Source organism: Amycolatopsis sp. GM8 (genome assembly GCF_021653975.1).
Classification (GTDB): Bacteria; Actinomycetota; Actinomycetes; order Mycobacteriales; family Pseudonocardiaceae; genus Amycolatopsis_E.
Genome location: NZ_JAJKFK010000002.1, coordinates 286,041 through 307,557, shown reverse-complemented (window position 1 = coordinate 307,557; position 21,517 = coordinate 286,041). Strand labels below are relative to the sequence as shown.

General features: G+C 66.7%; 21 protein-coding genes. 13 read left to right on the top strand and 8 right to left on the bottom strand.

Annotated features, from left to right (window positions below; genetic code table 11):
* The first annotated feature begins 30 nt into the window (after nucleotides 1-30).
* Genes LOZ83_RS08690 through LOZ83_RS08675 form a run of 4 tightly spaced genes read left to right on the top strand, consistent with a single transcriptional unit; the run spans nucleotide 31 to nucleotide 4,470 of the window.
* A complete protein-coding gene (locus tag LOZ83_RS08690) occupies nucleotides 31-804 on the top strand; it encodes a cytochrome c biogenesis CcdA family protein (protein WP_236789769.1) in 774 nt (257 codons plus the stop codon).
* Entirely contained in the window at nucleotides 801-2,411 is a 1,611-nt protein-coding gene (locus LOZ83_RS08685; protein WP_236789768.1) for a cytochrome c biogenesis protein ResB, read from the top strand. Before LOZ83_RS08690 ends, LOZ83_RS08685 begins: the two co-directional genes overlap by 4 nt.
* A gap of 2 nt (nucleotides 2,412-2,413) precedes the next feature.
* Nucleotides 2,414-3,388 carry a c-type cytochrome biogenesis protein CcsB gene (gene ccsB / locus LOZ83_RS08680; RefSeq protein WP_236789767.1) on the top strand — a complete coding sequence of 325 codons (975 nt, stop codon included), beginning with the start codon at nucleotides 2,414-2,416 and terminating at the stop codon, nucleotides 3,386-3,388.
* The gene (locus tag LOZ83_RS08675; protein ID WP_236789766.1) at nucleotides 3,388-4,470 is read left to right on the top strand and encodes a MinD/ParA family protein; all 1,083 of its coding nucleotides are present in this window, start codon (nucleotides 3,388-3,390) and stop codon (nucleotides 4,468-4,470) included. Before ccsB ends, LOZ83_RS08675 begins: the two co-directional genes overlap by 1 nt.
* A gap of 7 nt (nucleotides 4,471-4,477) precedes the next feature.
* Here LOZ83_RS08675 and LOZ83_RS08670 read toward each other — a convergent pair whose 3' ends face one another.
* Together LOZ83_RS08670 and LOZ83_RS08665 are read right to left on the bottom strand one after the other, a co-directional pair.
* Entirely contained in the window at nucleotides 4,478-4,654 is a 177-nt protein-coding gene (locus tag LOZ83_RS08670; RefSeq protein WP_236789765.1) for a hypothetical protein, read from the bottom strand.
* A 131-nt stretch (nucleotides 4,655-4,785) separates the two neighbouring features.
* On the bottom strand, nucleotides 4,786-4,995 hold the full coding sequence (locus LOZ83_RS08665) for a BldC family transcriptional regulator (protein ID WP_236789762.1): 210 nt from the start codon (nucleotides 4,993-4,995) through the stop codon (nucleotides 4,786-4,788).
* 169 nt (nucleotides 4,996-5,164) lie between these two features.
* Between LOZ83_RS08665 and LOZ83_RS08660 the strand changes: the two genes are divergently transcribed.
* From LOZ83_RS08660 to LOZ83_RS08650, 3 genes are read left to right on the top strand one after another with little or no spacing between them, the layout of a single operon-like run.
* Entirely contained in the window at nucleotides 5,165-5,623 is a 459-nt protein-coding gene (locus tag LOZ83_RS08660) for an Lrp/AsnC family transcriptional regulator (RefSeq protein ID WP_236789761.1), read from the top strand.
* 11 nt (nucleotides 5,624-5,634) lie between these two features.
* A complete protein-coding gene (locus LOZ83_RS08655; protein ID WP_236789759.1) occupies nucleotides 5,635-5,901 on the top strand; it encodes a DUF4229 domain-containing protein in 267 nt (88 codons plus the stop codon).
* Complete coding sequence (locus LOZ83_RS08650) at nucleotides 5,898-6,965, top strand: PLP-dependent cysteine synthase family protein (protein ID WP_236789758.1); 1,068 nt, start codon at nucleotides 5,898-5,900, stop codon at nucleotides 6,963-6,965. Before LOZ83_RS08655 ends, LOZ83_RS08650 begins: the two co-directional genes overlap by 4 nt.
* A gap of 114 nt (nucleotides 6,966-7,079) precedes the next feature.
* Here LOZ83_RS08650 and LOZ83_RS08645 read toward each other — a convergent pair whose 3' ends face one another.
* The gene (locus LOZ83_RS08645) at nucleotides 7,080-8,666 is read right to left on the bottom strand and encodes an ABC transporter substrate-binding protein (protein WP_236789757.1); all 1,587 of its coding nucleotides are present in this window, start codon (nucleotides 8,664-8,666) and stop codon (nucleotides 7,080-7,082) included.
* A gap of 768 nt (nucleotides 8,667-9,434) precedes the next feature.
* Here LOZ83_RS08645 and LOZ83_RS08640 point away from each other — a divergent pair.
* From LOZ83_RS08640 to LOZ83_RS08625, 4 genes are read left to right on the top strand one after another with little or no spacing between them, the layout of a single operon-like run.
* On the top strand, nucleotides 9,435-10,319 hold the full coding sequence (locus tag LOZ83_RS08640) for an ABC transporter permease (RefSeq protein ID WP_236789756.1): 885 nt from the start codon (nucleotides 9,435-9,437) through the stop codon (nucleotides 10,317-10,319).
* A complete protein-coding gene (locus tag LOZ83_RS08635) occupies nucleotides 10,316-11,200 on the top strand; it encodes an ABC transporter permease (protein ID WP_236789755.1) in 885 nt (294 codons plus the stop codon). Before LOZ83_RS08640 ends, LOZ83_RS08635 begins: the two co-directional genes overlap by 4 nt.
* Complete coding sequence (locus tag LOZ83_RS08630; RefSeq protein ID WP_236789754.1) at nucleotides 11,197-12,168, top strand: ABC transporter ATP-binding protein; 972 nt, start codon at nucleotides 11,197-11,199, stop codon at nucleotides 12,166-12,168. Before LOZ83_RS08635 ends, LOZ83_RS08630 begins: the two co-directional genes overlap by 4 nt.
* A gap of 2 nt (nucleotides 12,169-12,170) precedes the next feature.
* Nucleotides 12,171-13,037, top strand: a complete 867-nt coding sequence (locus LOZ83_RS08625) for an ABC transporter ATP-binding protein (RefSeq protein WP_236789752.1) — start codon at nucleotides 12,171-12,173, stop codon at nucleotides 13,035-13,037.
* 32 nt (nucleotides 13,038-13,069) lie between these two features.
* On the opposite strand, the gene LOZ83_RS08620 is transcribed toward LOZ83_RS08625, so the two are convergent.
* From LOZ83_RS08620 to LOZ83_RS08605, 4 genes are read right to left on the bottom strand one after another with little or no spacing between them, the layout of a single operon-like run.
* Nucleotides 13,070-13,942, bottom strand: a complete 873-nt coding sequence (locus LOZ83_RS08620; RefSeq protein WP_236789751.1) for a 1,4-dihydroxy-2-naphthoate polyprenyltransferase — start codon at nucleotides 13,940-13,942, stop codon at nucleotides 13,070-13,072.
* A 27-nt stretch (nucleotides 13,943-13,969) separates the two neighbouring features.
* Nucleotides 13,970-14,107 (bottom strand): hypothetical protein, encoded by a 138-nt coding sequence (locus LOZ83_RS08615; protein ID WP_236789749.1) that lies wholly within the window; start codon nucleotides 14,105-14,107, stop codon nucleotides 13,970-13,972.
* A gap of 32 nt (nucleotides 14,108-14,139) precedes the next feature.
* The gene (gene menE, locus LOZ83_RS08610; protein ID WP_236789748.1) at nucleotides 14,140-15,267 is read right to left on the bottom strand and encodes an o-succinylbenzoate--CoA ligase; all 1,128 of its coding nucleotides are present in this window, start codon (nucleotides 15,265-15,267) and stop codon (nucleotides 14,140-14,142) included.
* 8 nt (nucleotides 15,268-15,275) lie between these two features.
* Entirely contained in the window at nucleotides 15,276-16,199 is a 924-nt protein-coding gene (locus LOZ83_RS08605) for a 1,4-dihydroxy-2-naphthoyl-CoA synthase (protein WP_236789746.1), read from the bottom strand.
* A 57-nt stretch (nucleotides 16,200-16,256) separates the two neighbouring features.
* Here LOZ83_RS08605 and menD point away from each other — a divergent pair, with 57 nt between their 5' ends.
* Nucleotides 16,257-17,915 (top strand): 2-succinyl-5-enolpyruvyl-6-hydroxy-3-cyclohexene-1-carboxylic-acid synthase, encoded by a 1,659-nt coding sequence (gene menD, locus LOZ83_RS08600; RefSeq protein ID WP_236789745.1) that lies wholly within the window; start codon nucleotides 16,257-16,259, stop codon nucleotides 17,913-17,915.
* Here the strand turns inward: menD and LOZ83_RS08595 are convergent.
* On the bottom strand, nucleotides 17,912-19,834 hold the full coding sequence (locus tag LOZ83_RS08595; RefSeq protein WP_236789744.1) for an MFS transporter: 1,923 nt from the start codon (nucleotides 19,832-19,834) through the stop codon (nucleotides 17,912-17,914). The genes menD and LOZ83_RS08595 overlap by 4 nt on opposite strands.
* A 164-nt stretch (nucleotides 19,835-19,998) precedes the next feature.
* Between LOZ83_RS08595 and LOZ83_RS08590 the strand changes: the two genes are divergently transcribed.
* A complete protein-coding gene (locus LOZ83_RS08590) occupies nucleotides 19,999-21,513 on the top strand; it encodes a M1 family metallopeptidase (RefSeq protein ID WP_236789742.1) in 1,515 nt (504 codons plus the stop codon).
* The last annotated feature ends 4 nt before the right edge of the window (nucleotides 21,514-21,517 follow it).

The window sequence follows — 21,517 nt, the reverse complement described above, 5'->3', positions numbered from 1 at the left end:
ACACCGAACACACTGCTTACCCTCAGCAGGGTGAACTCCGTGACTGAGCTGGCGACCTCCGGGCCGCTGCTCCTCGCCGCCGGAGTCGCCCTCGTCGCCGGCGCGCTTTCCTTCGCGTCGCCGTGCGTCGTGCCGCTGGTGCCGGGGTATCTGGCGTACCTCGCGGCCCTCGTCGGCGCCGACGCGCCCGCGGTCAGCGCGGACGAGGAGCGCAAGAAGGGCCGCTACGCGGTCGTCGGCGCGGCGGCACTGTTCGTCCTCGGGTTCACCGTCGTCTTCGTCGCCGGACTCGGCACGCTCGTGTGGCTCGCCGACGCCGTGCTCGGCAACCAGGACCTCCTGCAACGCATCGGCGGCGTCGTCACGATCGCGATGGGGCTCGTCTTCCTCGGCCTGATTCCGGCTCTGCAGAAGGACATCCGCTCGCATCGGGTGCCCCGCGGCGGGCTGCTCGGCGCGCCGCTGCTGGGCGCGGTGTTCGGCCTCGGCTGGACGCCGTGTATCGGCCCGACGCTGTCCGGCGTGCTCGCGATCGCCACCGCGACCGGCAGCCAGGGTGCCCGCGGGTTCCTGCTGGTGCTGATCTACTGCCTCGGCCTCGGGCTGCCGTTCCTGCTGATCGCGCTCGGCGCCCGGTGGGCGGTCCGCGCGACGGACTGGTTGCGCCGCAACGGCCGCCGCGTGCAGATCTTCGGCGGCGCGCTGCTGATCGCGGTCGGTGTCCTGCTGGTCACCGGACTGTGGGGCGACCTGGTGAGCTGGCTGCGCGACGCGTTCGTCACGGACACGGTGTTACCGCTGTGACCACCACCGAGATCCCGCCGAAGCCGCCGCAATACCGGCCGACCGTGGCGAAGCGCGTGCTCGGGTTCCTCCGCAACACCTGGCGCGGGCTGACCGCGATGCGCACCGCGCTGATCCTGCTGTTCCTGCTCGCGCTCGCCGCGCTGCCCGGCGCGTTGCTGCCGCAGCGCGCGCTGAACCCGCCGAAGACCGACCAGTACATCACCGACCACGGCTGGTGGGGCACGCTGCTCGACCGGCTGCAGTTCTTCAGCGTCTACTCGAGCGTCTGGTTCTCGGCGATCTACCTGCTGCTGCTGGTTTCGCTGGTCGGCTGCCTGCTGCCGCGCAGCTTCGACTACGTCCGGTCGATGCGCGCCAAGCCGGTGCTGACCCCGCGGAACCTGTCGCGGATGCCGCATTTCCGCGAGGCGACCGTCGAGCGCGATGCCGCCGACGTCCTCGCCGCCGCGCGGGCCCGGTTCAAGGGCTGGCGGACCGTGGAGCGCGACGAGGAGGACGGCGCGCGCAGCATCAGCGCCGAGCGCGGCTACCTGCGCGAGACCGGCAACCTGGTGTTCCACTTCGGGATGCTCGGGCTGATCGTCTTCTTCGCGCTGGGCAAGCTGTTCACCTACGACGGCCAGGTGATCGTCCAGGCCACCGGCGGCCCGGACTCGGTGTTCTGCAACTCCGGCATCTACGCCTACGACTCGTTCAACCCGGGCCTGCGCGTCGACGGCACGGATCTCGAGCCGTTCTGCGTGAAGATCAACGACTTCGCCGCCCAGTACACGGAATCCGGCGAGCCGACGCACTACTCGTCGAACATCGACTACCAGTCCGGCGCGGACCTGCAGACCGGCACCTGGAAGCCGTACCTGCTCGAAGTCAACTCACCGCTGCGGACCGCGGGCGACCGCGTCTACCTGCTCGGCCACGGTTACACGCCGATCTTCACCGTCACCTACCCGAACGGCGACAAGCGCACGCAGGCCACCCAGTGGCGGCCCGAGAACCAGGTGACGTACCTGTCCGACGGCGCGACGAAGTTCGACCCGCCGGGCATCACCGACGCGGCCGAGCGGCGCACCAAGCAGCTGGCGATCACCGGCCTGTTCGCGCCCACGTCGTTCGTGCACGCCGGCGTGCTGACCTCGAGCGCGCCCGGCCTGAACAACCCGATGGTGGCGATCGACGTGATGCGCGGCGATCTCGGCCTCGACTCCGGCCAGGGGCAGTCGATCTTCGAGATCGATCAGTCCATGGTGGACGACGGGCGGCTGAAGCAGGTCGCCCGGCAGAACCTCGCCGTGGGCCAGTCGCTGACCCTCGACGACGGCACGAAGGTCAGCTTCGACGGGGTCCAGCAGTGGGTTTCGCTGCAGGTCTCGCACGACCCGACGCAGGACTACGTGCTGGTCTTCGCGGTCGCGATGCTGCTCGGGCTGGGTGCGTCGCTGCTGGTCAAGCGGCGGCGGGTGTGGCTGCGGGTACGGCCTGCGGACGGGGCCGGAAACGGTACCGTGGTGCAGGTGGGCGGACTGGCCCGTACTGATCAGGCGGGCTATGGCGAGGAGTTCACCCGGATCGCGGATGAGCTGCTCACGGGTGGAAAGAGGAAGTAGAAGTGCCTGTCAACGAGACGTTGTCCCAGTACAGCGACTGGTCGTACACCACCGCGACGGCGATCTACGTCCTGGCACTGGTCTTCTTCCTCATCGAGCAGTCGTTCGGCGCCAAGGGCCGCCTCGCCGCCGAGCGGTCCCGGGAGCGCCAGCTGGTCGGCGCCGGCGCCCCGACCTCGGCCACCGAAACCACGACCGACACGCCGGCGCCCGCCGCGCCGCGTGGCCGCGTCGAGCGGATCGGCCGGATGGGCGCGTCGCTGCTGGTGCTCGGTGCGCTGCTGCACCTGACCGCGCTGGTGCTGCGAGGGCTCGCGACACATCGCGTGCCGTGGGGCAACATGTACGAATACATCATGGCGGTGACGTTCATCGCCGTGGTGACCTGGCTGTACGTGATCCGCAAGTTCCCGGTGCGCCACCTGTCCGGGTTCATGCTGCTGCCCGTCGTGATCCTGATGTTCATCGGCGGCACGCTGCTGTACACCGTCGCGGCCCCGGTGGTGCCCGCGCTGCAGTCGTACTGGCTCGTGATCCACGTGTCCGCGGCCGCGACGTCCTCGGGCATCTTCCTGGTGCCGGGCGTGGCGAGCATCTTCTACCTGTTCCGCTCGGCGTACGAACGCAACGGCAAATTCGCCCGGTTCGCCACCAAGCTGCCCGCTGCGGACGTGCTCGACCGCGTCGCCTACCGCACCACGGTGCTCGCGTTCCCGCTGTTCACCTTCGGCGTGCTGTGCGGCGCGATCTGGGCGGAGTCGGCCTGGGGCCGGTTCTGGGGCTGGGACCCGAAGGAGACCACTGCGTTCGTCGCCTGGGTGGTCTACGCCGCGTACCTGCACTCGCGGGCGACGGCCGGCTGGCGTGGCAGCCGCGCCGCGGTGATCAACACGCTGGGCTTCGCGGTCACGGTGTTCAACCTGTTCTTCGTCAACCTGGTCACGACGGGCTTGCATTCCTACGCCGGGGTCGGCTGATGACGGATCCTCGCGAGTTCTCCGAGGAGCGCACCGACTCCACGTCACACCCTGGGCAGCCACCACAGTGGCAGGCTGCCCCCCAGGGTTACGACCCGAACCTGCCGCCGCTGCAGCCACCACAGTCGAACTACCCCCCGCTGCCACAGCCGTCCCGGCCGCGGCCGGAGATGCCGGGCGCGCCGGTCGTGCGGCCGCCGAAGCGGACGCCGAGATCGGGCTGGCGCAAGGCCGTTTTCGTGGGCACCGGCAAGCTGATCAACCCGGGGGAGAGCCCCGCGGAGCGGCGGCAGCGCGAACTGGTCGCGCGGGTGAACCAGCCGCTGCGGGGCTGCTTCAAGATCGCGATGATGAGCCTCAAGGGCGGTGTGGGCAAGACCACTATCACCACCACCCTGGGGTCGACGTTCGCGTCGCTGCGCGGGGACAGGGTGATCGCGGTGGACGCGAACCCGGACCGCGGCACGCTGTCGCAGAAGATCCCGATCGAGACCACCGCGACCGTCCGGCACCTGCTGCGGGACGCCGACAAGATCACCCGCTACAGCGACGTGCGGGCCTACACGTCGCAGGGTGCGTCACGGCTGGAAATCCTTGCCAGCGAACAGGATCCGGCCGTTTCGGAGGCGTTCTCGGAGACGGACTACCTGCGCGCGGTGAGCCTGCTGGAGCACTACTACAACATCGTGCTCACCGACTGCGGCACCGGCCTGATGCACTCGGCGATGAAGGGTGTCCTGGATTCGGCCGACGCGCTCGTCGTGGTGTCCTCGGGTTCCGTGGACGGGGCCACGAGCGCCTCGGCGACGATCGACTGGCTCGAGGCGCACGGCTACGGTGACCTGGTCAAACGCTCGATCGTGGCGATCAACTCGGTGCGTCCGAAGGCGGGTTCGGTCGACCTGGACAAGCTGGCCGCGCATTTCAGTGCCCGTGCGCGCGCGGTGTGCCAGATCCCGTTCGATCCGCATCTGGAGGAAGGCGCCGAGATCGAACTCGACCGCCTGCAGCCGGGGACCCGGCTGGCGCTGCTGGAACTCGCCGCCGCGATGGCCGACGCGTTTCCGCTGAAGGGCGTCTAGTGCTCGTCTAGTTCTCGTCGTCCGTGCGGCGCTGCTGCTCGCCGAGCTTGCGCAGGAAGTCGGGGTCGTCGTCCGGCGCGACCGGTGTCTGCCGGGCGGACACGCCGACCCGCTCGGGACCGAACGCCCGCCACAACAGGACGGCGATCGTGAGTGCCCCGATCACTGCGAGCAGGTAGATCATGCTCGCTCCCTTCCGGAACCCGTGGTGCGTACCGGAACGAGGGTAGTCCCTTCGGGGGCGATCCGGCTGCCCATACCGTTGGCCCGCGGCTTCCGGCGGTACTTTCCGCCGGGCCGCGGGTCTGGCTGGGATCAGCCGCGAGTGGGCTCGCTGGCGTCCGTGGTGAGCTCGGCGAGCAACTCGTTGACCTCGGACTCCCGGAACCGCCGGTGACCACCGGGGGTGCGGATCGAGCCGATCCGGCCCGCCGTCGCCCAGCGCGTCACGGTCTTGGGGTCGACCCGGAACAACGCGGCGACTTCGCCGGGAGTGAGCAGCCGCCCACTTACGGTCGCGGTCATTTTCCGCCTCCTTAACGCCTGCACTGCTATACCGAAGACGTCTGGACATCCTCGTTCGCTAACGCGGCAATCGTTGCACTTCACCCGGCAGGTACTCGAACGGTTGTCGAAGAGTAAAGAGGTAGTAAGGGACAAATCGCCCAGTGTGGACAGGGCTATGGTGACCTGTGTGGATGCACTGGACCGCAAGATCATCGCCGCTCTCCGGGAGAACGGGAGGGCGACTTATGCGGAGCTCGGCCGGACGATCGGGCTGTCTGCTTCGTCGGTCCACGAACGCGTCGGCAAGCTCGAAGCGGCGGGTGTGATCACGGGCTATCACGCGGTCGTGAACCCCAGCACGGTCGGCCTCGGTGTGACCGCGCTGGTCGGTATCCAGCCCACGGACACCGCGGAGAACGACGAGCTCGCGGACGAACTGGCCGGTCTCCCCGAAGTCGAGAGCTGTTACGCGGTGGCCGGGGACGAGGCCTTCGTGGTGAAGGTGCGGGTGTCCACGGTGGACGACCTGGAGCGCTCGCTGGGGCGGCTGCGGCGCATCGCGGGCGTGGCGCGGACGCGGACGACGGTCGTGCTGTCCACGCGGTTCGAGGGGCGACCCAACAACAGTGAGCTGGACGGCGCGTAGCCTTGGTGGCCGTGAGCGAACGACAGACTTTGGGCCGTGACCTGGCTCTTTACATTCTGGCGCGCTTCGGTCTGATCGCCGTCGTGGCCGCCGTGCTGGTGTGGGCCCAGGTGCCGCTGCTGGTCGCGGTCGCGGTCGGCATCGTCGTCGGGTTGCCGGTCGGCCTGCTCGCGTTCCGCGGGCTCAACGCCCGGGTCACCGCTGGTCTGGCGGCGCGCAACGAGCGGCGGGCACAGGAGCGGGCGAAGCTGCGGGCCGAGCTTCGCGAGGCGGAATGAGCCGAGCCTGGGTGCGAGAGGCCGTGCGGCTGATCGAGGCCGACGCGAACCGCAGTGCGGACACCCACCTGCATGTTTTTCCGTTGCCCGCTGAGTGGGGCATCGATCTTTACCTGAAGGACGAGTCTGTGCATCCGACGGGCTCGTTGAAGCATCGGCTCGCTAGGTCCTTGATGCTTTATGCGCTGGTCAACGGCGAGATCGGGCCGGACACGACGCTGATCGAGGCGTCCAGCGGGTCGACAGCGGTGTCGGAGGCGTACTTCGCGCGGATGCTGGGGCTGGACTTCGTCGCGGTGATGCCGCGCAAGACGAGCCAGGAGAAGGTCCAGCTGATCGAGTTCTACGGCGGCCGGTGTCACTTCGTCGACATCCCGTCGGCGGTGTACGGCGAGGCGGAGCGCCTGGCCGCCGAGTGTGGCGGGCATTACCTGGACCAGTTCACGTATGCCGAGCGGGCGACGGACTGGCGGGGTAACAACAACATCGCCGAGTCGGTGTTCGCGCAGATGCGCCTGGAGCGGCATCCGGTGCCGGCGTGGATCGTGGTCGGTGCGGGCACGGGTGGGACGAGCGCGACGTTCGGGCGGTATGTGCGCTATCGGCGGCACACCACCAAAATCTGTGTGGTCGACCCGGAGAACTCGTCGTTCTATGGTGCGTGGCAGACGCGCACCCCGGATTACACGACGGGGATGCCGTCGCGGATCGAGGGTATCGGCCGGCCGCGGGTGGAGCCGTCGTTCGTGCCGAACGTGATCGACGAGATGATCGAGGTCCCCGATGCGGCGTCAATGGCCGCGATTCGCCTGCTGCGCGAGCGCACAGGCCACTGGGCAGGCGGCTCGACGGGGACGAGTTTGTATGGCGCTTTCCAGCTGATCGCGCGCATGCTGACCGCCGGCCAGACGGGCTCGGTCGTAACCCTCCTCTGCGACAGCGGGGAACGCTACGCGCACACCTACTACAACGACACCTGGCTGGCGGAGCAGGGCCTGGACATCGACCCGCCCCTGGCGGTGATGGAAGAGTTCCTCCTCACCGGCCGGTGGTCGACTCTATGAGAATGACTTGTGGCACAGCGTGTTCCACGAATTCCGGTGCAAAGCCAGGCGATGTCGAGCATAGGCTGAAGTGCTGAGACACGACAGCCTATGCTTCGACCGTCTTCCGGGTTCCTAGTCAGCTAAGAAGACTTCACCGTACCGGGGGCGTTCTCCCGTATTGGAAGTCTGATAGCCGTGAACGCGCGCGCTCGTCGCGTCGATTTGTTTGTGCGTCCACAGGCTGATCAGTGGAACATTCTGCGCTATGTTCTCTTCAATCTGAGCGAATTGCGCGAGACGCTCGGGCCCGTCCGGAGTGCCGAGAACTTGCGTCTCCAACTGCAGGAACGTCGGATCCAGGTAACGCCACGCTTTTTCAAGCGTCTTTGTGGCCAGCAGATGTGCGGCGGTGCCGAAGTTGAAACCGAGGTAGCTGAGGTAAGCCTGCCACGGCCTCGGCGCGCCTGCGGGCGTTGCAATGACACGGCTGAGATCACCGGTCGGCACGGTCTTCACCGTAATGTTGATACCAACCTTTTCCGCCATTGCCGCGATGGCCTGCGCCGCCCGCCCGTACTCCGGGCCCAATATTTCAGGGAACCAGGCAAGTGTGAACGATACCGGGGTGGGCAGTCCGCTTTCCGCCAACAACGATTTCGCGCGATTCGGGTCGTAGGGATAAACCATCTTGGGGTTTTGGAATCCATAAATTCCGGGTACCGTCCAGCCGTCGTCGACCGAGGCGGCGCCACCGAGAATCGTTTTCACTATTGCTTGACGGTCGATGGAGAAAGCAAGAGCCTGTCTCACCTTGGGGTTGTCCAAAGGTGCGGCGTCGTTGAACATCAGTAACTTGCTGGATTTCCAGATCTGGTTCTCCGAGACGACGAGACTGCGGTCGTTGCGCAGCGGCTGAGAACTCGAGGCCGATGCCGCCATGACCAGGTCGACGCTCTTCGACCGAAGCGCAGCCGTCCGCGCGTCGGCGTCGGGAATGATCGGGAACTCGATCCGTTCCAGGTATGGACCAGGTCCGCGGTAGTCGGGGTTCGCCTCAAGAATGACTTTTTGGGCAGGGACGTAACTGACGAAGCGGAAAGGTCCGGTGCCTACCGGATTTTTTTTGACAGCGTCCGACCCGGCTTGGAGCAACTTTGGAGAAATCGCCGCGACGTTCGCGGCGAAACGAGCCATATCCGGAATCGGCTGGGCGCTCGTTATACGAAAAGTCAACGGATCGGAATCGTCGAACTGGGCCTTGCCGAACGGCAACGCCGAATACGATGCGCTGGCAACGTAATGTTCGTATGATTTCTTCATCGCCGACGAAGTAAACGGTTCGCCGTCGTGAAACTTTATGCCCGACTTGAGTCGGAAAGTCCATTCGCGGGCGTCGGGCGACATTTGGTAGCTCTCGGCGAGCAACGGCTCGACGTCGGCAACGCCGGGCTTGAACATGAGTAGGGTTTCGTACACGTTGTTGTAGAAGATGCCTGCGTCCGCGACGCCCGACGAAATGACTGGATCCAGTCCCTGTGGCTCGGCGTTGTTCGCTACTCGCAGGACACCTGTTGGTTTCACCGGCGGTTTCGCGTCGGCCAAGTAGGCGCTGCCTGTGTCGCCTGCGCAGCTTGCGAGCGTGGGCACGCCAACAACCAGCCCCGCTGCGGCCGCGGCGCGGATGAAGGACCTTCGGTCAAATGAAGAACTACTGAGCACTATGCGTCCTCCAGCTCTTGACAGTGTCACCGCACCTTCTCCTCGTTTGCTCGACAAAGCTCACCTAAGGACGGCGTGATCAATCGTTGCAGCCAACTATTTCGGGCTGAACGAAATGAGTGACGAAATCGAAAAATATTCAAAAATCAAAAAATTGACTTCATGACCTTTCGTGGCGGCTGACATTGAGACGGGCAGCATGACTGTGAGCTGCTTCGTTGAGTCTGAGCCGATATTGCGTCTTTATGACAACTTGACTGTTGGTCGCAAGTCCTAGCATGTTGAGTCTCAAATAGCTCGGATAGTTATGCAAAGTTTACTCGAACCCCTCGTGGTCAAAGGGTTGTCGACATTCGGTCACAGATCGCCAACGGTCCGTCCGTTGGTTCCGCCACGCGAGGTTCTTGTGCGGCCCACGGACGCAGGCCGAGCGCTGTAGGTGACTCGACGTGCGTCGGCAGGAGCTCCTGGGAGGCCGCCGCTTGCCTCCGGTTTTGAAACTGACGTATCATCCTATAAAATTTTATCATACGGCCTGGTGACGACCTGGTGACAGGCGATGGACACTTGACGACCAGTCCGAAGACGGCCGTCGTGCTGGCGCGCCGAAGTTGCGGCCGACCGGCCGGCAAGCGCGGGGTTCCCCTCGAAGCCGGATGTCAAGTCGATGTAGATGCCCTGAACGCAGGCTCCATGTGACAACGATCAGATTGAGGGCGGCGCCACATGATAGGACGATATGTCCTGGCTCGAACCTGGCAAGGCGTAGTGGTCGTCTTCGGTGCGGTCGTAATCAGCTTCGTTTTGACGAATTTGATCGGTAGCCCGGCCGATGTGATTGGCGGGCCTTCTATGACGCCGGATCAGCGCCAGGCGCTGAATGCGCAATTCGGCTATGGCAAACCTGTTGCGGAACGCTTCATAGGCTATGTTGGCGGGCTGTTCCATGGTGACTTCGGAGTTTCGTACCGAACGAACCAGGGTGCTCTTGGTCAGGTTCTCAATGCTTTGCCAAATACCTTGATCCTGGTGCTTCTCGCGTTGGCTGTCGCGGTGGCACTCGCGCTGCCGATGGCGATTTTCTCCGTGCGACACCGGGCCAGTCGAGCGGATAATTTTATTCGACGGACGATTGGAATCCTGCAGGGGATGCCGGAGTTCTGGCTCGCTCTGATGGTCATCCTCCTGCTCTCGGTTCGTTTTCCGCTGTTCCCCAGCTTCGGGTTCTATGATGCGTCGTCGCTGGTTTTGCCTGTGATATCCATAGCGATACCCGCAGTGCCCACGCTTTTCCGCGTTTTTCGTGGACATCTGTTGGATGTCCTCGGGCAGGAGTTCGTGGAGTCGATGCGGGCCCGTGGCGTAAGCGAGGCCATAATAGTCTACTCCCATGTCTTGAGAAACTTTCTCGGACCCAGTGTTACTTTCACCGCCTTGCAACTGGGTTATTTGATCGGTGGCAGCATGGTTGTGGAAACGATATTCTCCTGGCCGGGAATAGGAAATCTTGCGGTATCGTCGGTGCAAGCCCGCGACTTCGCAGTCGTGCAATCGATAATTATTGTCGTGGCAACTTTCTATGTGATCTTGAATCTGTGCGCCGACGTTGTGGTACTGATTGCCGATCCGCGTATCCGAGTAGGTGCACGATGACCGAAGTCTCGCTTCTGGACGAACCGTCTCTCGATGAACCGCCTGTTGTCGTGCGCTCGAAGCGCCGCGTCAGCTTCGGCGCTGCTCAGGTTGGCGCAACTCTCATCTGCCTGCTCATCGCTCTTGCCATTTGGATGTGGGCTTTCGGCGTCGACCCAAATGCACAAGACCTGTCTCAGGCAGATCTGTCCCCATTCTCTCCGGGGCATCCGCTCGGTACGGACACGTTGGGTCGCGACATCCTGTCCTGGTGTGCGCGAGGTGTTCTGACCTCGCTCGCGATCGGGGTCGCCGTAGCGCTGCTTTGCGCGTTGGCAGGCGCACTGATCGGCGCCACCGCCGGGTATCTTGGCGGTTGGGTGGATTCCGTACTGATGCGTCTGGTCGACCTGCAGCTCGCTGTGCCGCCATTGCTTATTTTCCTCGCGGCATCGATGGTGATAGACCGGAATATTGTCAGTATGGTCTTGCTGCTCGCGTCGGTCGGATGGGTGCCATATGCGCGCCTGGTTCGGGCGACGGTCTTGTCTGAGCGTGAACGTGGTTACATCGCCGCAGCTCGTCTTGCCGGGTCCACCCGTCTTGGCATTGTTTTCAGACACCTACTGCCGGCGAGTGCCACGCCCATTGTTGTCTTCGCGTCGCTCCAGGTAGGTTTTGTGATGCTTGTAGAGGCGGGATTGTCGTTTCTGGGTTTGGGTCTGGAGCCACCTGTGGCGAGCTTGGGCTATATGATTGCCCAGGGGCGTGACCAGCTGGGTAGCGCATGGTGGATCGCGACTAGTCCGGGCGTGTTCGTTGTGGTGCTGATACTTGCGACAAATCTTATCGGCGACGGATTGCGGGACAGTTTCCGTATGGACAGTGTTGGTGAAAAATGACGAAGGCTCTGTGCGTTCAGGACCTCTCCATTACTACGGCCCGCAATTTGTCGATTGTCGAATCAGTGTCGTTCTCAGTCGAGACCGGACGTGTGGTCGGGATTCTTGGTGAAACGGGCGCCGGGAAAACAGTGACGGCTCGTGCGGCGCTGGGTATGCTTCCGCGCGGCCTGCGGGCACGGGGTCAGATACGACTTGGGGGTGGCGATTGGGCCGACGCTGCCGATTCCAAGGCCCTTACGCAACATCTCGGAGGCTACTCGGGCCTTATGTTGCAGAATCCGGCCGGCTCATTTGATCCCTTGCAGAAGATTGGGAGTCAAATGATTGAGTCGGTGGTACGAAATCGAATTATGTCGAAACGCGTTGCCTTGGCTCGCGCCGGTTCATTGCTGGACCAGTTGGGACTACCCGACGCGGACTCCATCTTCGCGAAGTATCCACACCAACTGTCTGGCGGTATGAGTCAGCGGGTGGCTTTGGCCCTGACTTTGATGCCTAGACCACAGCTGTTGGTTGTTGACGAGCCGACGTCTGCGCTCGATGCGAACCTGAGAATTGAAGCGCTTCGATTGTTGCGATCGCTGGTACTAGATTCAGGTACGTCTGTTGTGCTGATTTCACACGACCTCGGCCTCGTGAGCAGGTTCTGTGACGAAATTGTGGTCATGTACGCCGGGCGTGTTGTCGAGGCTGGGCCTACGGAGGCGGTCCTATCCCATTCGGCGCATCCCTATACGCGTTCGCTGACCGCGTGTACGGTGCGTTTTGACAGGAGTTCACGGTCTGTTCTGCCGACGATAGGCGGTGAGCCGCCGTTGCCGGGAGAGTGGCCGACCGGATGCCATTTTCATCCACGATGTCCGGAAGTTCTGGATATATGCAGCGGTCGACTTCCGGTGTTCGAGGAGTGTAGTGGCCCTGACCATGGAGCTGCTTGTCACCGCATCCGGCAGGAGGTGCACTGACGATGAAGAAACGTGCTCTTGAACGTCGCGCAGAGACATCCGAAACGCCGTGGGCGATTGAGATCAAAGGTTTGACCAAGCGGTTCCTGGGCCGTGGAGGAGATCACACGGCGCTCAGCGACGTGTCGTTCGCAGTCGGCAGGGGACGGACATTGGCCATCGTGGGCGAAAGCGGCGCGGGAAAGACCACGTTGATTCGATGTGTCGCCGGACTCGAACGGCCGTCGTCAGGGCAAGTGCTTGTCAACGGGCGGGAACTGCAGCTCCGGCATGGTCGGACAGGTCATGTGCAGATGGTCTTCCAGAACCCGAGGGACGCACTCGATCCTATGCGGGGCATAGGATCGAGTGTCGGTGAACCGCTACGGAAATGGTCGCGAGCGGAGCGGCGGAAACGCGTGACCACCCTGCTGTCGCTCGTCGGTATCGATCCGCGCCGCGCTGGCCGCAGGCCCAATGAATTTTCCGGCGGCCAGCTCCAGCGGATCGTCATCGCACGGGCATTGGCACCGTCGCCGAGCGTTCTTCTTTGTGACGAACCAACGTCCGCGCTCGATGTTTCAGTCCAGGCGCAAATCCTGAATCTGCTCCTCAGTGTGCAAGAACAAGAACGCTTCGCCGGGATAGTTGTCACCCATGATCTGGCGGTCGCCCGGACGCTCGCCGAGGACGTGCTGTTCCTGCGTGCCGGAAGAGTACTGTTCCACGGATCCTTTGAGCAGTTGGTCGATCCAGCTACTGAACTCGACCCCTACGTGTCGGGCTTGGTGAGAACAGCGCGAGAGAGTGAGCTGCCGGTGGGGAGCGTTGAGGCCGGTGGCTTCAGGCCGGCGTCCGACGACGGCGCCTGGCAGGAGGTCGCGTCGTAGCGTTATGTCGCGGGCGTCCAGGGGTGGTCCGATTAGGACAGTGCCAGCGCGATTCCACTGAGGACGGACCAGGCCAGCATCGCCAGGCCGGTGTCTCGGAGCACCGGGATCAGGCCCGGACCCGTGCCGCCGGTGGTGATGGCTTTCACTGGGGTGCGGAACATGATCGCGGTGACGAGGGCGATCAAAGCCAGCGGGTGGAAGATCCCGATCAGGATCGTGATGACGTAAGGGATCGCGACCAGCGCGAGGTACAGCCGACGGGTGCCGGTGTCGCCCAGGCGGACCGCGAGGGTGTTCTTGCCGTGCTCGCGGTCGGTGGGGATGTCGCGCAGGTTGTTCGCGGTCAGCACAGCCGTGGAGAAGCAACCGACGGCGACGGCGACGGCGAGGGCGACCCACGAAATCTCACCGACCTGAACGTAAACCGTGCCGAGGACGGCTGCCAGGCCGAAGAACACGAAGACCGCGATCTCGCCCAGGCCCGCGTAGCCGTACGGCTTCTTGCCGCCCGTGTAGAACCACGCGCCGAGGATGCACACCGCGCCCAGGACCAGCAGCCACCACCGGCCGGTGGCGATCACCAGCGCCAGACCCACAAGCCCGGCCAAACCAAGACAACCCAGCGCGGCGGTCAGGACCAACCGGGGTGCGGCGACGCCGGAGCCGACCAGGCGCAGGGGGCCGACCCGGTTCTCGTCCGTGCCGCGGACACCATCCGAGTAGTCGTTGGCGAAGTTCACCCCGATGATCAGCGACAGCGCCACGAGCAGCGCCAGCAGCGACTGCCACCACGAGAACACGCCCAGCTGTAGCGTCGCGCCTACACCCGCCACGACCGGGGCCACCGCGTTCGGCAGCGTCCTGGGGCGGGCCCCCTCGATCCACTCCGCGACTGTCGCCATGTCACCCATTGTGGTGCACGGCGGTCACTACACGATGGTCGGGACCGCCCAGGTGAGGGTGCCGCTGCCGGGTTCCTCCTGGGCAGCGGCCACCGCCGTGGTGGCCGGGCTCACGGCGATCGCCACGGCGACGAAGGCCAGGACGGCGAGGACGAAGCGTTTCATGCGAACGAGTGAAAGGGGGTAACCGTGAGATGTCAACCAACCGCATCGAAAACTATCGACAACACGGCGGACCGGTCGATCTTCCCAGGTCCCCGCAGCGGCAGGGCCTCGACGAACTCGAACCGCTTCGGCACCGCCGCAGCACCCGCGGCAGCGCGCACCGCGGCCCGCAACTCGGCGACCTCGACCGGGCCGTCCGCCACGACAGCGGCGGCTACCGCCTGGCCCCACTGCTCGTCCGGCAGGCCTACGACGCACGCGTCCCGCACCCCGGGAAACGCGCTCAGCGCCCGCTCCACCGCCGCCGCGGACACCTTGACCCCGCCGGTGTTGATCACGTCGTCGAGCCGGCCGAGGACCTCCAGCCGCCCGTCCACCAGCCGCCCGCGGTCACCGGTCAGGAACCAGCCGTCGACCAGCGCGTCCGCGGTCAGGTCCGGGCGCAACCGGTAACCGTGCGTCAGCACGGGGCCCGAGATCAGCACCCGTTCGTCCGCGCCGATCCGCACCTCGACCCCGTCGAGCGGCACGCCGTCGTACACGCATCCGCTGGCCGTCTCGCTCATGCCGTACGCGGGCACGATCGACACCCCCGCCGCCGCGGCCCGGGCACGCAGCGCCGCGGACGTCGCGGCGGCGCCGATGATGATCGCGTCGAACGCGCGGGCCGCGGCCAAGCCCGCGCCGCCCGCGTCGAGGATGCGGGTGAGCTGAGTCGGGACCAGCGCGGTGTAGCGCGGCCCGTCCTCGCGCAACACGGGCGAAGCGGCTTCAGCGAACAGCTCGCCGGTGAAATGGCCCGCCGGTAAAGCGGCGCACCTGGTTCCCGCCACCAGCGACCGCACGATGACCTGCAGGCCTCCGATGTAGTTCGCCGGGGTCGCCAGCAGCCAGTGCCCGGGACCGCCCAGACGTTCGTGCGTCGCCGTCGCCGAGGCACGCAACGCGTCCGCCGAAAGCAGCACACCCTTCGGCTCACCGGTCGAACCGGAGGTCGCGATGATCACCGCGGTGCCGGGCTCGACCGGCTCCGACGGCGCCATCGCCGCCAGCAACGACTCCGAGCCGGGCGCCAGCGGCAGCACCGCCGGGCCGCCGTCGAGGGCGTCCGCCAGCGCCTCCCGAAGCTCCCCGGGCTCGCCGATCCACACCTCACGCACGAGAAACCTCAGTAGTAGTAAGGAAAGTTGGACCAGTCGGGGGAACGCTTCTCGAGGAACGCGTCGCGCCCTTCGACCGCTTCGTCCTGCATGTACGCCAGGCGCGTCGTCTCGCCCGCGAACAGTTGCTGGCCGACCAGGCCGTCGTCGATCAGGTTGAACGCGTACTTGAGCATTCGCTGCGCCGTCGGCGACTTGCCGTTGATCTCCCACGCCCACTGCAACGCCTCGACCTCGAGCGAAGCGTGGGGCACCGCCGCGTTCACCGCGCCCATCGCGTGCATCTGCTCGGCGGTGTACTCGCGCCCGAGGAAGAAGATCTCCCGCGCGAACTTCTGCCCGACCTGCCGGGCCAGATACGCCGAGCCGAAGCCGCCGTCGAACGAGCCCACGTCCGCGTCGGTCTGCTTGAACCGGGCATGCTCGGCGGACGCGAGCGTGAGATCGCACACCGCGTGCAGCGAGTGACCGCCGCCGGCCGCCCAGCCCGGCACCACGCAGACGACCACCTTCGGCATGAACCGGATCAGCCGCTGGACCTCGAGAATGTGCAGGCGACCGGCGCGCGCGGGGTCGACCGTGTCCGAGGTCTCGCCACTCGCGTACTGATACCCGGACCGCCCGCGAATACGCTGGTCTCCGCCGGAACAGAAAGCCCACCCGCCGTCCTTGGGCGACGGGCCGTTCCCGGTGAGCAGGACACACCCGACGTCCGGGCTCATCCGCGCGTGGTCGAGCGCGCGGTAGAGCTCGTCCACGGTGTGGGGCCGGAAGGCGTTGCGGACCTCGGGACGGTCGAACGCGATGCGCACGACACGCTTTCCGGAGCGTGCTTCGGCGGAGCGGTGGTAAGTGATGTCGGTGAAGCCGAAACCCTCGGCCTCGGTCCACGCGGCGGGGTCGAACAGCTCGGAAACCTGGGCGTCATGCACGTTTGGGAGAATAGGACGTGTGGCCGCGATGAAGGACGACGCACCAGGGGTGCCCCGGTGAACCCGTCGACCGCACAGGCCAGGGTCCTGGTGGACGAACTCGTCCGCAACACCGTTTCCCACGTGGTGCTTTGCCCCGGTTCGCGCAACGCGCCGCTGTCGCTGGCGCTGCACGACGCGGCGAGCGCCGGCCGGCTGGCGCTGCACGTCCGCATCGACGAGCGGGGCGCCGCGTTCCTCGCGCTCGGCATCGCGGCGCGGACCGGGCGCCCGGTCGCGGTGGTCTGTACCTCGGGCACGGCGGCCGCGAACTTCCACCCGGCGGTGCTCGAGGCCGACCGCGCCGGGGTGCCGCTGATCGTGCTGACCGCCGACCGGCCGCCGGAGCTGCGGGCCGCCGGCGCGAACCAGGTCATCGACCAGCAGCGGCTCTACGGCGACGCGGTGCGGTACTACGACGAGCTGGCCGTCGCCGAGCGCCGCGCGGGCCAGAACGCGTACTGGCGCAGCCAGATCTGCCGGGCGTGGAACGCCGCCTACGGCGAGTGGCGATGCGGGCCGGTGCATCTCAACGTCCCGTTCCGCGAGCCGCTGGTCCCGGACGGCTCGACCGAGTGGTACGAGTCGCTGGACGGGCGGCCGGGCGGCGCGCGGTGGACGGAACTGCCGGATTTCGGTGCGCTGCCGTCGTTCGTGGTGCCCTCGGCGCGGTACGGCCTCGTGATCGCCTGCGACAGCGGGGTGCGCGCGGCGAGCGAATGGGCGGAGCAGCACGGCTGGCCGGTGGTGTCGGAGACCGGCGGGCTCGGCCTGTCCGGCGCGACCGGTATCGCGAGCGGCGTCTGGTTGCTGGGGACCGAGAGTTTCATCGCCGAGCACAAGCCCGAGCAGGTGCTGTGCATCGGGCGGCCGACGGTGTTCCGGCAGGTGCAGGCGCTGCTGTCGGACGCGGATGTCGAGGTGCTGCTGGTGCGGCCCGACTCGGACTGGCCCGCGCCCGCGCACAACGTCCGGCAGGTCGGCCAGTGGTTCGACGAGCCGACGAAGCCCGCGGACCCGGAGTGGCTGGCGAGCTGGCAGCGGGCGGACCGGGCCGCGGCCTCGGCGATCCGCGAGGCGTTGGCGCGCGAGCCGTGGCCCAGCGGGTTGCGCATCGCGACGGACCTGATCGACGCGCTGCCGCCGGACGCGCTGCTGGTGGTGGGCTCGTCGAACCCGGCGCGGGACGTTGCGCTGGCGGACCGGATGCGGCCGGACGTGCTGGTGCACCGCAACCGTGGGGTGGCGGGCATCGATGGGACGGTGTCCACGGCGATCGGCGCGGCGACCGTGCATCGCGGGCACTCGTACGCACTGCTCGGCGATCTGACGTTCCTGCACGATGTCAACGGCCTGCTGGCGGACGACCGGCCCGACTTGACGATCGTGGTCCTCAATGACGACGGCGGCGGCATCTTCTCGCTGCTGGAGCAGGGCGCGCCCGAGCACCAGGATTCGTTCGAGCGCGTCTTCGGCACCCCGCACGGGGCCGATCTGGGGTCGCTGTGCGCGGGCTTCCGAGTGCCGCACCAGCTGGTCTCGAACGCCGAGGAGTTCCGCGCCGCGCTGCGCCCGGCGCCCGGTCTGCGAGTCGTGGAGGTGCGAGTGGACAGGTCGCGCCATCGCGAGTTGCACGCTCGCGTGCGCCAGGCGGTTTCGGCGGTGCTGGGCCGCTAGTCGTGCGTCAGCGTGAAGTCGCAGTCGAACCGGTCGCCGGCGGACAGTGACACCTTGGTCGCCACCGGCGCGTAGCCACTGGCGACGACGGTGTACCGGTTGTCGGCCAGGTCGGCGAAGCGGTACTGGCCATCCCCGCCGGTGACGCCAGCGGCGACCGCGTTCCCGGCCCGATCGAGCAGCGTGACCTTGGCCCCGGCCAGGGCCGAGTCGTCGGTCGCCCGCACCGCGACACGCACCGTGCCGCCACCGCCCAGCACGACGTCCTGTCGCGCCGGCGGACCGTCGGCGACGTCGACCGTGTGCGCGGCGGGCCGGTGTCCGGCCGCACTGGCGGCGAGGGTGTAGCGGCCGGGCGGCAGGCCGGCCAGTTCGAACGTGCCGTCCCGGCCGGCTTCGACGCGGCCGGCCACGTCGCCATGGGCGTCGGTCGCCACGACCACGGCCGCCGCGACGGCGCCTCCCGGGCCGGAGACGACACCGGTGACGCCTGTGCTGACGGTGGTGGTGACCGGTTGTGCGCGACGGCGGCCCGGTACGAACGCCGCGACGACCAGCGCGACCACGCATCCGCCGGCCGCGATCAGCAGCGCCGTGCGGAAACCCGCGAGACTGGGCACCGAAGACGACCCGAAGCGGGTGGTCATGTGCGACAGCACCATGCCGACGACCGCGCTGGACGACGAGGTGCCGATGGACCGCATCAGGGTGTTGAGGCCGTTGGCCGCCGCCGTCTCCGACACCGGCACGGCGTCGATGATCAGCGCGGGCATCGAGGAGTAGGCCAATCCGACGCCGGCGCCCGCGATCGCGGCGAACACCGCGACCTGCCAGGCCTCGCCCAGCATCCACAGCCCGGCGAGGTAGGCGGCGCCGAGCACGGCCACGCCGAGCATCAGTGACGTCTTGGGTCCGGAGCGCTTGATCACGCGGGCGGCCACCGGCGAGACCGCCATCATGAGGAACCCGGTCGGGGCGACGCACAGCCCGGCCACGAGCATCGACTGGCCGAGTCCGTACCCAGTCGCCGCGGGCAGCTGCAGCAGCTGCGGTGGCACCAGCTGGGTGGAGTAGAGGGCGAAGCCGACCAGGATCGAGGCCAGGTTGGTGAGCAGGACCTGCCGGCGCGCGGTCGCGCGGAGATCGACCAGCGGCTCCGCCGTGCGCAGTTCCAGTACGCCCCAGAGCAGGAAGACGAGCACCGCCGCGGCGAGGAAGCCCAGTGTGGTGGTGCTGCCCCAGCCCCAGTCGCTGCCCTTGGAGATGGCGACCAGCAGGGCGACCAGCCCCACCGACAGCCCGATCGCGCCGGGTATGTCGAACCGGCCAGGCGAGCGCACCGAGGATTCCGGCACGACGGCCACGACCAGTACCAGCGCGACCACGCCGAGGCCGGCGGCGCCGAAGAACAGGGTGTGCCAGTCGAGGTGTTCGGCGACCAGCGCCGCCGCGGGCAGCCCGAGCGCCGCGCCGATGCCCAGCGACGAGCTCATCAGCCCCATGGCCGAGCCGAGCCGGTCCGCCGGTAGCTCGTCGCGCATGATGCTGATACCCAGCGGGATGGCGCCGATCGAGCAGCCCTGCAGCGCCCGGCCGATCATCATCGGCAGCAGCGACGAGGAGAAGGCACACAGCAGCGAACCGGCGACGAGCGTGGCCAGCGCGACCAGCAGCATCCGCCGCTTGCCGAACATGTCGCCGAGACGCCCGAGCACCGGGGTCGCCACGGCGCCGGTCAGCAGCGTGATGGTGATGACCCAGGTCGCGTTGGAGGCGGAGGTGCGCAGCAGCGCCGGGAGTGTGGCGAGCAGCGGCACCACCAGGGTCTGCGTGATCGAGACGACGATGCCGGTGAAGGCGAGTACCGGGGTGACCCCACCGCTCGTTCGGCTGGTTCCGGCGCGCGCGACGGCGGTCATGAAAGTGCAGCCTCCTTGAGGACTCGGCTGCCTCATCTTCGTGGTTCCGGCGCCGCACCACAGCGGGCTGTCCGAGATATCACATCCGGCGGCTTGCTCCCGGAAAGCGGGACCCTCCTTACGGCCGTACTCGGTTGCCCGTTTTCCTACTAGATTTCGCCCTCATGCGTCTGCGAACCAGAGCGGGCCTGGGGGCTGTTGCCTTCGGCGTCGCGACCACCATGCTCACCGCAACTGCCAGTGCCACCCCGGCGCCCGGTGCGCCGAGCGTCGGCGACCCGTATTACCCGTACGCGGGCAACGGCGGCTACGACGTCGCGCACTACGACATCCGGCTGACGTACCAGCCCGCCACCGACCAGCTGGCCGGTACGACGACGATCCTCGCCAAGGCCACGCAGGACCTGTCCAGCTTCGACCTCGACTTCGGGCTGCACGTCAACTCCGTGCTGGTCAACAACATTCCGGCGGGCTTCCACCCGCACCCGAACGAAAACGGCGAACTCGTCGTCACCCCGGCCAAGCCGCTGGCCGCCAACCAGACCCTGACCGTCGTCGTCAACTACGCCGACACCCCGTCGAAGGTGGTGATCGACGGCTACACCGCCTGGAAGAAGACGCCCGACGGCGCGATCGCCGTGGACGAGCCGCAGAACTCCCAGTGGTGGTACCCGGCCAACGACCATCCGACCGACAAGGCGACCTACGACATCTCGGTCGAGGTGCCGGACAACGTCGTCGCCCTGTCCAACGGCAACCTCGTCCGCACGACGAAGCAGCGCGCCGGCTGGACCCGCTGGAACTGGCGCAGCACCCAGCCGCAGGCGACGTACCTGGCGACGCTGGAGGTCGGCGCGTTCGAGGTCCACCAGTCGACCACCCCGGACGGCAAGCCGTTCATCACCGGCTACGACCCCGCCGCCGGTGAATCGCTCGACGCGGCGAAGGCGAGCGTCGAGCGGACGCCCGAGATCGACCAGTTCCTCGCGACCCAGTTCGGCCCGTACCCGTTCGAAGCGCAGGGCGGCGTGGTCTCGACCGGGCTCAACTTCGCGCTCGAAGCGCAGACCCGGCCCGTCTACGGCGCGGCGTTCTTCCGTTCCGGCAGCAACACTTCCGTTGTGGCGCACGAGAACGCGCACCAGTGGTTCGGCGACGCGGTTTCGCTCGGCCGCTGGAGCGACATCTGGCTCAACGAAGGATTCGCGGCCTACGCCGAGTATTTGTGGTCCGAGCACGAAGGCGAAGGCACGCCGGCGGAACTGGCGCAGTACGTCTACGACTCGAACCCGGCCGACGGCGACCTGTGGAAGGTGCTGCCGGGCGACCCGGGCGCGGCGAACCAGTTCGACGACGCCGTGTACGACCGCGGCGCGCTCACCCTGCAGGCGCTGCGCACGGCGGTCGGTGACGACTCGTTCTTCAAGATCCTGCAGACCTGGGTCGCCGAGCACAAGGGCGGTGACGCGCGCATCCAGCAGTTCATCGCGCTGGCCGAGCGGATCTCCGGCAAACCGCTGCAGGACCTGTTCACGACCTGGCTGTTCACCGCGGGCAAACCGGCGGTCGGCCCGAACGGCGCGAGCACGTTCAGCACGGCCGTGGCGAAGGGCGAGCCGAAGTCCTACCCGGAGATCAAGCGGACGCACGAACTGCTGGCGGCCGCCCACCGGTACTAGCGTT

What these genes read in the sequence shown, in the direction of transcription:
- LOZ83_RS08675 (WP_236789766.1), top strand. Translation starts at nt 3,388, where the DNA reads ATGACGGATCCTCGCGAGTTCTCCGAGGAGCGCACCGACTCCACGTCA.
- LOZ83_RS08670 (WP_236789765.1), bottom strand. Translation starts at nt 4,654, where the DNA reads ATGATCTACCTGCTCGCAGTGATCGGGGCACTCACGATCGCCGTCCTG.
- LOZ83_RS08665 (WP_236789762.1), bottom strand. Translation starts at nt 4,995, where the DNA reads ATGACCGCGACCGTAAGTGGGCGGCTGCTCACTCCCGGCGAAGTCGCC.
- LOZ83_RS08650 (WP_236789758.1), top strand. Translation starts at nt 5,898, where the DNA reads ATGAGCCGAGCCTGGGTGCGAGAGGCCGTGCGGCTGATCGAGGCCGAC.
- LOZ83_RS08635 (WP_236789755.1), top strand. Translation starts at nt 10,316, where the DNA reads ATGACCGAAGTCTCGCTTCTGGACGAACCGTCTCTCGATGAACCGCCT.
- LOZ83_RS08630 (WP_236789754.1), top strand. Translation starts at nt 11,197, where the DNA reads ATGACGAAGGCTCTGTGCGTTCAGGACCTCTCCATTACTACGGCCCGC.
- LOZ83_RS08625 (WP_236789752.1), top strand. Translation starts at nt 12,171, where the DNA reads ATGAAGAAACGTGCTCTTGAACGTCGCGCAGAGACATCCGAAACGCCG.
- LOZ83_RS08620 (WP_236789751.1), bottom strand. Translation starts at nt 13,942, where the DNA reads ATGGCGACAGTCGCGGAGTGGATCGAGGGGGCCCGCCCCAGGACGCTG.
- LOZ83_RS08615 (WP_236789749.1), bottom strand. Translation starts at nt 14,107, where the DNA reads ATGAAACGCTTCGTCCTCGCCGTCCTGGCCTTCGTCGCCGTGGCGATC.
- LOZ83_RS08595 (WP_236789744.1), bottom strand. Translation starts at nt 19,834, where the DNA reads ATGACCGCCGTCGCGCGCGCCGGAACCAGCCGAACGAGCGGTGGGGTC.
- LOZ83_RS08590 (WP_236789742.1), top strand. Translation starts at nt 19,999, where the DNA reads ATGCGTCTGCGAACCAGAGCGGGCCTGGGGGCTGTTGCCTTCGGCGTC.